Annotated in this window: 10 protein-coding genes and 3 tRNA genes; all 13 read right to left on the minus strand. The window is 66.3% G+C overall.

The features are described from left to right. Window positions 1–1,494 (minus strand): ABC transporter substrate-binding protein, encoded by a 1,494-nt coding sequence (locus tag VARPA_RS21635; RefSeq protein ID WP_013542721.1) that lies wholly within the window; start codon window positions 1,492–1,494, stop codon window positions 1–3. Between the two features lie 39 nt (window positions 1,495–1,533). Continuing rightward, on the minus strand, window positions 1,534–2,346 hold the full coding sequence (locus VARPA_RS21640) for an ATP-binding cassette domain-containing protein (protein ID WP_013542722.1): 813 nt from the start codon (window positions 2,344–2,346) through the stop codon (window positions 1,534–1,536). Next, window positions 2,343–3,332, minus strand: coding sequence for an ABC transporter ATP-binding protein (locus tag VARPA_RS21645; protein ID WP_013542723.1), 990 nt, complete (start codon window positions 3,330–3,332; stop codon window positions 2,343–2,345). The genes VARPA_RS21640 and VARPA_RS21645 overlap by 4 nt, the downstream gene beginning before the upstream one ends. Window positions 3,333–3,335: 3 nt before the next feature. Then, window positions 3,336–4,220: an ABC transporter permease gene (locus tag VARPA_RS21650; RefSeq protein ID WP_013542724.1), complete on the minus strand. Its 885-nt coding sequence runs from the start codon at window positions 4,218–4,220 to the stop codon at window positions 3,336–3,338. Continuing rightward, window positions 4,217–5,167: an ABC transporter permease gene (locus tag VARPA_RS21655; protein WP_013542725.1), complete on the minus strand. Its 951-nt coding sequence runs from the start codon at window positions 5,165–5,167 to the stop codon at window positions 4,217–4,219. Before VARPA_RS21655 ends, VARPA_RS21650 begins: the two co-directional genes overlap by 4 nt. Before the next feature lie 35 nt (window positions 5,168–5,202). Then, a complete protein-coding gene (locus VARPA_RS21660; RefSeq protein WP_013542726.1) occupies window positions 5,203–6,285 on the minus strand; it encodes a tartrate dehydrogenase in 1,083 nt (360 codons plus the stop codon). 200 nt (window positions 6,286–6,485) lie between these two features. Next, window positions 6,486–7,481: a tripartite tricarboxylate transporter substrate binding protein gene (locus tag VARPA_RS21665; RefSeq protein ID WP_013542727.1), complete on the minus strand. Its 996-nt coding sequence runs from the start codon at window positions 7,479–7,481 to the stop codon at window positions 6,486–6,488. A gap of 50 nt (window positions 7,482–7,531) precedes the next feature. Beyond that, window positions 7,532–8,728 carry an acyl-CoA dehydrogenase family protein gene (locus tag VARPA_RS21670; RefSeq protein ID WP_013542728.1) on the minus strand — a complete coding sequence of 399 codons (1,197 nt, stop codon included), beginning with the start codon at window positions 8,726–8,728 and terminating at the stop codon, window positions 7,532–7,534. 14 nt (window positions 8,729–8,742) lie between these two features. Further along, window positions 8,743–10,314, minus strand: coding sequence for an AMP-binding protein (locus VARPA_RS21675; RefSeq protein ID WP_013542729.1), 1,572 nt, complete (start codon window positions 10,312–10,314; stop codon window positions 8,743–8,745). A 100-nt stretch (window positions 10,315–10,414) separates the two neighbouring features. Further along, window positions 10,415–11,416, minus strand: a complete 1,002-nt coding sequence (locus tag VARPA_RS21680) for a LysR family transcriptional regulator (RefSeq protein WP_013542730.1) — start codon at window positions 11,414–11,416, stop codon at window positions 10,415–10,417. A 74-nt stretch (window positions 11,417–11,490) separates the two neighbouring features. Continuing rightward, window positions 11,491–11,567: transfer RNA gene (locus tag VARPA_RS21685), tRNA-Asp, on the minus strand. 69 nt (window positions 11,568–11,636) lie between these two features. Then, window positions 11,637–11,712 (minus strand) — tRNA-Glu (locus VARPA_RS21690). A 55-nt stretch (window positions 11,713–11,767) separates the two neighbouring features. Further along, a tRNA-Ala gene (locus VARPA_RS21695) sits at window positions 11,768–11,843 on the minus strand. Between the last annotated feature and the right edge of the window lie 27 nt (window positions 11,844–11,870).

Raw genomic sequence — 11,870 nt, forward strand, 5'->3', positions numbered from 1 at the left:
TCAGCTCCAGGAAATCGCGGCCAAGTCGTTCACCACGATCGGCATGCTCGCCCACAGGCCCTTGACCTCCTTGCGCGCGATGGTGGGAAACACCGCCTGGTAGAGAAAGCCGTTGACCGCGTCGGTCGCAAGTTGCCGCTGCGCGTCGGCCAGCAGGTCGGCGCGGCGCTTCTTGTTCTCCTCGTTCTGGATCGCGACGAATGTGTCGCGGAACTTCTTCGAGTCGTAGCCCCAGTAATAGTCGGGCTCGGTGTACTTCACCAGGTCGAAGGGTTCGACGTGCGCAACCATCGTCAAGTCGAAGTCGTGCGCGCCGCCGAAGGTGCCGCTCAGCCACTGCGCCCACTCGACGTTCTGGATCTTCACGTGGATGCCGATCTGCGCCAGTTGCGCCGCGATCATCTCGCCGCCCTGCCGTGCGTACGAAGGCGGCGGCAGCGTCAGGCGCAACTCGAGCGGCGTCTTCACGCCGGCTTCGGCCAGCAGGCGCTTGGCCTTCTCGATGTCGTAGGGGTTCATCGCAGTCGTGTCGATGAAGCCCGGCGCGCCCATCGCGTAATGGCTGCCGATGGGCTTGCCGAAGCCGTCGGCCGCGCCCTGGATGATGGTGTTGCGGTCCAGCGCCGCCAGGATCGCGCGGCGCACGCGCACGTCGTCCAGCGGCTTCTTGCGGTTGTTGATGGTCAGGATCACCTTGCCGCGCGTGCCGACCTCCAGCACCTGGAAGCGCGGGTTGCCCTTGAACTGCGCCACCGAGCGGGTGCCCGCGCGCGGGAAGATGTCGATGTCGTTGGCCATCAGTGCCGCGGTCTGCGCGGCCGTGTCGGACATGAAGCGGAAGACGAACTTCTCGACCTTCGCAAGGCCCGGGTCGCGGTACGTCGGCGACTTCGCCAGGGTGCACGAGGCGCCGCGCTGCCACGCGGCGAGCTTGTAGGGGCCGGTGCCGACGGGCGCGGTCGCATTCGTCTCGGCGCTCTTGGGCTCGACGATGCAGGCCGTGGACTGGCCCAGCATGAACGGGAGGTCGGGGTTCGACAGCGTGCTGTTCACGCCCACCGTGTACTCGTCGAGCACCACGGTGCCGATCTCGCTGAAGAAGCGCTTGTCCTTGTTCGTGCTCTTGGCGCCGCCTGCGCGGTCGAACGAGAACTTGACGGTGGCGGCGTTGAAGGGTTGCCCGTTCTCGAAGCGCACGCCCTTTCGCAGCTTGAAGACGAAGGTCTTCATGTCGGGCGACGACGACCAGCTCTCGGCCAGCATCGGCGTGACCGAGCCATCGGCGTTGACCTTGGTGAGCGTCTCGAAGATGTTGTATTGCGTGATCTCGGCGATGGCCGACGCGGCACCGGCGGTCGGGTCCAGGCCCGGCGGTTCCAGCGGCATGCCGATGTTCAACGTGTTCTTGCCCGTCTGCGCCTGTGCCAGCGGGAGAAAGGCGCCCGGGATTGCCGCGGCCATGGCGGTGCCCATCAGGGTGCGTCGCTTCAACATTCGATATCTCTCCAGAAGTAAGGGGATGACCCGAGCGGCTCAGGCCGCGGGCGTCTGCAAGACGGCGGACAGCAGCGTCCGCGTGTAGGGGTGCTGCGCGTGGCGGAACAGGTGGCCGGGCGCGCCCTGCTCCACGATCTGCCCCTTGAAGACGACGGCGACGTCATCGCACAGGTGGTTGACCACCGCGAGGTCGTGGCTGATCAGGAGGTAGCTGATGCCGAACTGCTGCTGCAGGTCCTGCATGAGGTTGAGCACCTGGGCCTGCACTGACACGTCGAGCGCGCTGACGGGTTCGTCGGCGACGATGAGCTTGGGGCGCGTGATCAAGGCGCGAGCGATCGCAATGCGTTGTCTTTGTCCGCCCGAGAACTCGTGCGGGTACTTGTCCATGTCGGTGGTGCGCAGGCCGACGGCAGCGAGCGATTCAGCCGCACGTTCGCGTTGTTCCTTGCGGGAAACCTCTGCCAGTGCTTCAAGCGGTTCGGCGACGATGCGCGCGACGGTCTGGCGCGGGTCGAGCGAGCCATATGGGTCTTGAAAGACCATCTGGAAATCGCGTCGCGCATTGCGCAGTTCGCTCTTCGGCAGCGTGTGCAGATCGCGCCCAAGCAGCTTCACGCTGCCCGAGGTCGGCGTGTCGAGCGCCATCACCAAGCGCGCGATGGTCGACTTGCCCGAACCCGATTCGCCGACGATGCCAAGGCTGCGACCGGCTTCGACCTTGAAGCTCACGCCGTTGAGCGCCTTGACTGTCGGCGGCGGTGCGAAGAGTTTTTCGCGCGGCAGGTCGTAGTGGCGCACGAGGTCGGTCACCTGCAGCAGCGGTTGGGTTGTGGCGGATCTGCTCATGCGGGAACAGCGCTTTGCGCCGCGATTTCTTCGAGACGGAGGCAGCGCACCGCATGGCCGCTCGGCTTCATGGCCAGCGGCGGCTTCGTCGTGTAGCACATGTCGGCCGTGAAGCTGCAACGCCCTGCGAACGCGCAGCCGCGCGGCAGGTCCACCAACTCAGGCACGCTGCCGCGGATGGTGGCCAGCCGGCCGGTTCGCGGCGCGCCGAGCACCGGCCGCGCCGCGAACAGGCCGCGCGTGTAGGGATGTGCGCGCTCGGCGAACACGGCCTGGGTCGGACCGCTCTCGACCATGCTGCCGCCATACATCACGAGCATGCGCTGCACGCTGTTGGCGATCACGCCGAGGTCGTGCGAAATCAGGATGAGCGCCATGCCCATCTCGGCGACCAGGCTCTGGATCAGGTCCAGTACCTGCTTCTGGATGGTCACGTCGAGCGCGGTAGTGGGCTCGTCGGCGATCAGCAAATCGGGACCGCAGGCGAGCGCCATCGCAATGCCGATGCGCTGGCGTTGCCCGCCCGAGAACTGGTGCGGATACGCATCGAGCCGCGAGGCCGCATCGGGAATTCCCACGCGCTCCAGCAGGCCCAGCGCTTCTTTGCGCGCCTCGGTCTTCGAAAGCCCGCGATGCAGCCGCAACGGCTCACCGACCTGGCGCGCGATGGTGTGCACCGGGTTCAGCGCCGTCATCGGCTCCTGGAAGATCATGCCGATGCGGTTGCCGCGAATCTGGCACATCGCCTTCTCTGGCAGCCCGACGAGCTCTTGCCCGTCGAGGCGAATGCTGCCGCCGACCTTCGCGGTCGAAGGCAGAAGGCCCATGAGCGACATCACGGTAATGGACTTGCCACAGCCCGATTCGCCCACGATGCCCAGCGTTTCGCCGCGCTCCAGGGAAAAGGAAATGCCGCGCACCGCTTCGGCGGGGCCGCGCTGCGTTTGCAGGCCGATGCGCAGGTCGTTGACTTCGAGAAGAGGCATGGTTCAGCGGGCCCGTGCAAGGCGCGGGTCGAGCAGGTCGCGCAGACCGTCGCCGAGCAGGTTGAGGCCCAGCACCGCCAGCGCGATCGCCATGCCAGGAAACACCGCCAGCAGCGGCTGTTGGAACATGAGCGTCTGCGCTTCGCTGAGCATGCGGCCCCACGACGGCTGCGGCGGTTGGGTGCCGAGGCCGAGGTACGAGAGCGCCGCCTCCGCGAGGATCGCGATGGCGAAGCGGATCGTGATCTGCACGATCAGCACAGCCGAGATGTTCGGCAGCACATGCTGCATCGTGATCGAGAACGAACCCTTGCCGCAGGCGCGTGCCGCAGCGATGTATTCGCGCGACCAGATAGCGTTCGCCGAGGCGCGTGTGATGCGCGCGAACGTCGGGATGTTGTAGATACCGATCGCGACGATGGCGTTGACGATGCCCGCGCCGAACACCGCCGTCATCATGATGGCCGAGAGGATCGCGGGGAACGCCAGCGAGAAATCGGCGAAACGCATGATCGCCTCCTCGACCCAGCCGCGCCGTGCGGCCGCCAGCAAACCGAGCGCGGTGCCGACCACGAGGCCGATGCCGACCGCGATCACGCCCACGAGGATCGACGCCCGCGCACCCACCAGCAGCAGTGAAGCCACGTCGCGCCCGAAGGCATCTGTGCCGAGCCAGTGCGCGGCCGAGGGCGCCTGCATCTTGTTGGCCATGTCCATCTCGTAGGGCGACCACGGCGTCCACACGAACGACACGAGCGCGGCCAGGAGCAGCAGCAGCGCGAGGACGGCACCGATGACGAAGCTGCGGTGGTGTCGCGCACGGCGCCAGAAGCCCGGCACGGTGAGCGCGGCTGCGCTGGGAACTGCAGGAGCGGCGATGGTGTTCATATGTCGCTCGCCTTGATGCGCGGGTCGATCACGGCATAGAGCACGTCGACCACGAAATTCACGATGACGACAAGCGCCGCGAGCAGCATCACGCAGTTGCGCACGACGACGAGGTCGCGGTTGCTGATGGCCTGGAAGATCAGCCGGCCGAGGCCCGGCAGGTAGAACACGTTCTCGATCACGATGGTGCCGGCGAGCAATTCGGAGAACTGCATGCCCATCACGGTGATGACGGGAATCATCGCGTTGCGCAGCACGTGCAGCCACAGCACGGCGCGCTGCGACACGCCCTTGGCTCGCGCGGTGCGCACGAAGTCTTCGCGCATCACTTCGAGCACGGCCGAACGCGTGATGCGAGCAAGGATCGCGGCCTGCACCACCGCGAGCGACAGCGCCGGCAGCAGCAGCGATTTCACGCCACCCAGCACGCCCTCGCCCCATCCGTCGAAGCCGCCTGCGGAGAACCACTGCAGCTTCACCGAGAACACCAGGATCAAGAGAATCGCAAACCAGAAATTCGGAATCGCGATGCCCACCTGCGTCATGCCCATGAGGCCCACGTCGCCCATCTTGTTGTGGCGCGCCGCGGCCGTCACGCCGACGACGAGCGCGAGCACGGTGGTGAGCGTCATCGCGAGCACGGCCAGCGGCACGGTGAGCGCGAGGCGTTCGAGGATCAGGTCGAGCACCGGTGAGCCGTAGGCGTAGCTGTCGCCGAGGTTGCCGGTGAGGATGCCGCCGATCCAGTGCCAATAGCGCGTCCACGCCGGCTGGTCGAGGCCCAGCTTGGTGGCGAGTGCGGCCACCGCATCGGGCGACGCGTCGGGGCCCATGAGCATCTGAGCGGCATTGCCGGGCAGGATCTCCAGGACGAGGAAGACGATGACCGACGCGCCGATCAGCGTGCCGACCAGCGTGGCTAGGCGCTTGAGCAGGAAGAGGCCCATCTATCGGTCTCGGTGCGTCGTGCGGAACCGGGCCGTCATCCGATGCAGCTGGCGATGGCGCGACCCACGTCGACCGTGTTCGCCGTGCCGCCCATGTCGCGCGTGCGCGGACCTTCGCTCAGCACGGTTTCGATGGCAGCGAGCACGGCCGCCGAGGCCTGCGCGTACACGGGGTCGCCGTTGCCCAGGTGGTCGAGCATCAGCGCGGCCGACCAGACCTGGCCGATCGGATTGGCGATGCCCTTGCCCGCGATGTCGGGCGCCGAACCGTGCACCGGTTCGAACAGCGACGGGAACGCGCGCTCGGGGTTCAGGTTCGCAGAAGGCGCGATGCCGATGGTGCCGGTGCATGCCGGGCCGAGGTCGGACAGGATGTCGCCGAAGAGGTTGGAGGCCACGACCACGTCGAACCAGTCGGGGTGCTGCACGAAGTGCGCGCAGAGGATGTCGATGTGGTACTTGCTCGTCGCGATGTCGGGATGGCGCTTGGCCATCTCGGCCAGGCGCTCGTCCCAGTACGGCATGGTGATCGAGATGCCGTTCGACTTGGTGGCCGCCACGAGGTTCTTGCGCGGGCGCTTGCTCGCGAGCTCGTAGGCGTACTTGAGGATGCGGTCGACGCCGTGGCGCGTGAACACGGCCTCCTGGATCGCCATTTCGCGCGGCGTGCCTTCGAAGAGGCGCCCGCCCACCGAGGTGTATTCGCCTTCGGTGTTTTCGCGCACCACGAGGAAGTCGATGTCGCCGGGCTTGCGATGCGCGAGCGGTCCGGGCACGCCGGGCATCAGGCGCACGGGGCGCAGGTTCACGTACTGGTCGAACTCGCGGCGGATCTTGATGAGAAGGCCCCACACGGCGATGTGGTCGGGCACCTTGTCGGGCGCACCGACGGCGCCGAAGTAGATCGCGTCGTGGCCCTTGATGCGCTCGTCCCAGTCGGCCGGCATCATGAGACCGTGCCGCACGTAGTGATCGGAGCCCCAGTCGAAGTGATCGAAGCTGAATTCGATGCCGAACTTGCGGCTCACCGCGTCGAGCACGCGAAGGCCCTCGGGCACCACTTCGATCCCGATGCCGTCACCCGGGATGACGGCGATTCTGTGTTTTCTTTGCTGCATCGAGTACCTGCTTGAAGACTGTTTCGCGAGCAAGTCTAGAAGCAGGAGTCGTGCCGCAGGATCGGGGTTGGCACGTACTTTGTATTGCCAATATCAGAAGGCGTTACGAGCGCATTGCAGAGACAATTGATAACTCTGCTTGGTCCTGAAATCGCTTTAGCCTTCTATTTTCAAGAAGGCTTTGAGGGTCCGATCGGACCTCACATCGGCGCGAGCTGCGCCTTCTTCATCATGGTTTCGGTCAGCGCGATCTCTTGCACGAAGCCCTTGGCGTACTCCTGCGAACTGGAGGGGCTGACGCTCCCGCCCGAGACCTCGATGATGGTGCGCACGGCCGGCTGGCGCAGCGCCTCTTCGAATGCCGCATGGATCTTCGCGACGATCGGATCGGGCGTGCGCGCCGGCACAGAGATGCCGCCCCACGACGTGAGCGACACGCCGGGCACGCCCGCCTCGGCCAGCGTGGGCAACTCGGGCAGCGCCGGGTTACGCTGGCTGCCGGCCACTGCCAGCGCCTTGAGCCTGCCGGCCTGAACGTGCGGATAGGCGACGCTGAAGATCGGCATCGCGAAGAGCACTTGCTTGCCGAGCACCGCATTGACCAGCTCCGAGGCGCCCTTGTAGGGCACATGCATCGCCTGCACACCGGCCGCGCTCAGGAACAGCTCCATGCCCAGGTGCGACGGCGTGCCCACGCCGCCGGACGCGTAGTCGAGCTTGCCCGGGTTGGCGCGCGTGCGCTCGATGAGATCGCGCACGGTGTCGATGCCCGACGAGGGATGGACGATCAGGAGGATGTCCGAGGTCGTCAATCGCATGATGTGGCGGAAGTCCTTGATCGCGTCGTAGCCGGGGTTCGCGTACATGCGCATGTTGGCCGCCATTGGTGCGGCCGAGTAGATCCAGGTGTAGCCATCGGCCGGCGCGCGCGCCACCAGCCGCGCGCCGATGTTGCCGGCGGCGCCGCCGCGGTTCTCGATGACCACCGGTTGCCCGAGCAGCGTGCCGACCGCCTCGGCCAGCGCACGCGCGGTGTTGTCGGGGCCCGTGCCCGCGAGATAGGGAAGCACCCATTTGATGGGGCGGCTGGGCCAATCGGCGTCCGCGGCGAACGCCGGCCATGCGGCGGGCAGCAGCGACGCGGCGAGTGCCTTGCACAGTTGTCGCCGGGTGGCGAGGTGATCCTGGTGATTCATGTCTGTCTTGTCTCTCGATCTGGTTCTTGTAGAAAGCGCGGCGCTTGCAATCAGGCGGCTGGATCGCCCAGCAGTTCGCGCGCGATGGTGTTGCGCTGGATCTCGCTGGTGCCGGTGAGCACGCGGTACATGCGCAGCATGCGGAACAGGAACTCCACGCGCCGGCCCTGCACGATGCCTTCGCCGCCGTGGATCTGCACGGCCGAGTCCGCGATGCGGAACGCGGCTTCGGAGCAGAAAAGCTTGGCCATGGAAGCCTCGGCGCGCGCCTCGCCGCCGGCATCGATCTGGCGCGCGGTGGCGATCATCAGCCCGCGCGCGGCGGCAAGGTCGGTCGCCATGTTCGCCAGCATGTGCTGCACGGCCTGGAACTGCGAGATCGCGCGGCCGAACTGGCGCCGGCCGCGTGCGTAGTCCAGCGCATCGTTCAACGCCACGCGCGCGAGCCCGACCATCGCGGGGCAATGAAGCAGCCGGTTCACCGTGATGCGCCCGAGTGCGAGTGCGAGGCCGCGCCCCGGCTCGCCGATCATGTTGCGCGCCGGCACGCGGCAGGCTTCCAGCACGATGTCCCCGGTGTGCGACTGGCCGGCCATGGTCTTGTAGCCCGATTCCACGCGCGCCCCGGGCTGGCCGAGGTCGACGAAAAAGGCCGAAATCTCGCGCTGGGCGGGATCGGTCGCGGTCGAGGCCATGACCAGCGCGAAGTCCGCGAACGGCGATCCGGAAATGAAGCGCTTGCGGCCGGTAAGCAGGTAGTCGTCGCCCTGCCGCTCGGCGCGCGTCTGGACGGCGCCGGCGTCGGAGCCGGCTTCGGCCTCGGTCAACGCGAAGCAGATGGCCTTGTCTGCATTCGCCACTGGTTGGATGAACGCTTCCAGCTGGTAGGGCGTGGCCTGCCGCGCCAGCGCGCCCACGCGGGGCGGTCCGCTGAGTTCGCCGAACACGTGTGGCGCGAGCGGCGAACCGCTGGCGTAGATGGCCTCCTTGATCAGCACGTGGTCGAGCACGGACAGGCCGAGGCCGCCCATCGCCTTGGGCAAGGTGATGCCGTAGAAGCCGAGTTCGTTCGAGCGCCGCCAGACACGCCGCAGCGTCTCGCGGTCGGGGCTGCGCTCATGGTTGATGCCGTGCTCGCGGACGATCGCGGCCAGTTCGCCGTGGATGAAATCGCCGATGCGCGCGGAGAGTTCGGCGGCCTCTGCCGAGCCTTCGAACGGGGCCGTTGCCGGGGTAGATGAAGTCATGGGTCCTCCGTTCTTCAATTGACGCGCCGCGCGCGGTCGGCCCAGTACGGGGCCTGGATGGTCTTGCGCGCCACTTTGCCGTTGGCGTTCTTGGGCAGCGCCGAAACGAACTCGATCATCCGAGGCCGCTTGAAGCCGCCGAGCCGGTCGGCACAGAAGGCGTCGAGCACGGCCGCATCGGGCGCCTCGCCGGGCTTGAGCACGATGTGCGCGGCGACGGCCTCGCCCCATTTGTCGTCTGGCACTGCGAACACGCAGGCATCGGCGACGGCGGAGTGCTGGTAAAGCACCGCCTCGACCTCCGACGGATAGACGTTGAAGCCGCCGGTGATCACCATGTCCTTCTTGCGGTCGACGATGTAGATGTAGCCGTCGTCGTCGGCACGCGCGAGGTCGCCGGTGTGATAGCCGCCGTTCTTCAGCACTTCGGCCGTGAGTTCGGGCGCGCGCCAGTAGCCGGCGAAGACGTCGGGGCCGCTGACCACGATCTCGCCGATCTCGCCGACTGCGACGGGCTGGCCTTCGTCATCGACGATGTCGACGCGTGACTCCAGGAACGGCCGGCCGCAGGACGCGAGCCGATCGGGCCGCGCGGCACGTGCGAACAGATGGTCTTCGACCGAGAGGCCGCACACGCCCGAAGTCGTCTCGCCCGCGCCGTAGCCCTGCGAAAGAACGGGGCCGAACACGTCCATCGCCTGCAGGATGCGCGCGGGCGCCATCGGCGCCGCGCCGTAGCCGAGCCGCTTCAGATCGGGCAGCGGGAGGTACTGGCCCTCGAGGTGCGCGAGCAGCATGTTGATCATCGTCGGCACCATGAACGTGTGGGCGACGCGGTCGGCGCGCATGTCCGCAAGAAAGCGCCCGGGCTCGAAGCCGTCGAACAGGCGGATGGTCGCGCCGCTGCAAAGCGCCGGCACGAGTTGCATGCCCGAGGCGTGCGTGATGGGACCGACGAGTCCGAGCAGTTCGCCGGGGCGCATGCCGTCGGCGCGCATCAGGAACTTGCGCAGTTGCGCGAGGCGGTTGCCGAAGGTCTGCATGGCCGCCTTCAGCACGCCGCTCGAACCGGAGGTGTAGTGCAGCACGGCCAGTTCGTCGGAGCGCACGCGCACGGCTTCGAACGCATCGCTTGCGGCGGCCAATGCAGCCTCGTAGCTGTTCGAAGCGCCTTCCGGTTGGTCGATCAGCAGAAGGCGCGGCGCCGAAGTTTTCAGCAAGGGAAGAAACGCCTCGGCCCGTGCGGCGGTGGTCACGATCAGTTCGGCCTCGCTGTTCGCGATGACCTCTGCCACTTCGACGGGCGAGAGCCGCGAATTGATCGGCGCTTTCACCAGTGCCGCCTTGTAGCAGGCGAGTTCGAGTTCGACCACCTCGATGCAGTTCGGCAGGTACACGCCAACCCGTGCGCCGCGTGCGAGTCCCTGCGCGAGCAGCGCATTGGCCAGGCGGTTGGAACGCCGCTCGAGTGCGTCGTAGGTGATCGATCGCGTCGGGCTCTTGATCGCGATCTGTTTCGAGAACGCGCGGGAGGCGCGAGAGACGAGGCCGCCGACGTTGGCGACCTCGAAGGATGTGGAATTCAAAGGCTATCTCCTGTGCGCCACCTCTGCATGCGGGTGGACTGCCGCCACTATCGCGGCACGGGCGCTCGAGGAGGAAATACCGTTTGCTGATGCGAAGGCATCAATCTTTCTGATGGCCGGGCGGGCGTTCGGCCTTCCAGATTCCTTCGCCGACCATGCGCTCGATCTCTTCGCGCAGCACATCGATCAGCGCCTGTGCGACCGGATCGACCGCACGGTTCGCGGGCGTCGCGAGCGTGTAGCTGCGCTTGAGTTCGGGCTCGGTCACGCGGGCGCAGATCCAGTGTTCGTTCGTCAATGCCGAGGCGTCGAGCGCGCATCCGGGCGTGAAAGTGAAGCCTGCGCCGGCCTGGTAGAGCGAGCGCAGCACGCGTGCCGAATCGTGTTCGTAGGCCACGTTGAGTTCGATGCCGAGGTTCGATGCAGCGCCTTCGACCTGCTGCCGGATATTGAAGCGCCGCGACTGCAGCACCAGCGGGAGCTGCGCCGCTTTTGCGAAGGCAATGTCACCGATGCCGCGCCGCGCGACCGCCTTGCCGGATGCGGACTTGCGCGGGCGCTTCACCAGCGGTGCTGCAATGCCGCCGACATCGAAACCGCAAAGAAAGATCGACTCTTCCGCCAACGGATCGCACGCCATGCCTTCGAGCACGGGCGTGTCCACCAGGATGCCGACATCGGCCCGGCGATCGAGCATGGCTTTCTTCACCATGAGGCTCAGATCGTCCAGCACGAAGACGCGCACGAGCGGATGCCGCTCTTTCAGCCGCATCAGCACAGGGCCGAGCAGCAAGGATGAAAGCAGCGAGGGAATTGCCAGCGTGACCGAACCTTCGAGACCGTTCGGCGGCCGCTGGAAGCGCTCCCGCAGCGCTGCCGCATCGGACAGCAGCCGGCGCGCGTCGTGATAAAGCTGCATGCCCGCGGTCGTCGGCGTGACGCCCGCATGCGAGCGTTCGAAGAGCTGGGTGCCGAGTTCGTTCTCGAGCTTTTTTATCTGCGCCGTGAGCGCAGGCTGGGCCACGTAGAGCGAAGCCGCGGCCCGGGAGAGGCTTCCCGCCTCGAGCACTGCGATGAAGTAGCGAAGCGCGCGAAGGTCCATGTGCATTGCCAGCGGTTGGGGCAGCCCACAAAGAGGAAACCCCTCGAAGCTCGAAAGCTGCGAGGGGTTTTATCTGGCGGAGTGGACGGGACTCGAACCCGCGACCCCCGGCGTGACAGGCCGGTATTCTAACCAACTGAACTACCACTCCTGGTAGACAACGTTCACTCCTTGCGGAGCCAAGTGCTGACGACTTGTGCCTGCTTCACTTGCATGAAACTGGCGACCCTACGGGGATTCGAACCCCGGTAGCCACCGTGAAAGGGTGGTGTCCTAGGCCTCTAGACGATAGGGTCAAAACCTTAGGAACCGTGCTGCGATCAGCACTTATCTTCTTCTCGACACTTTTGATGGTGGAGGTAAACGGGATCGAACCGATGACCTCTTGCATGCCATGCAAGCGCTCTCCCAGCTGAGCTATACCCCCAATTTGACTTTCGGGCTTTTCTTTTCA

The organism is Variovorax paradoxus EPS (assembly GCF_000184745.1).
GTDB lineage: Bacteria > Pseudomonadota > Gammaproteobacteria > Burkholderiales > Burkholderiaceae_C > Variovorax > Variovorax paradoxus_C.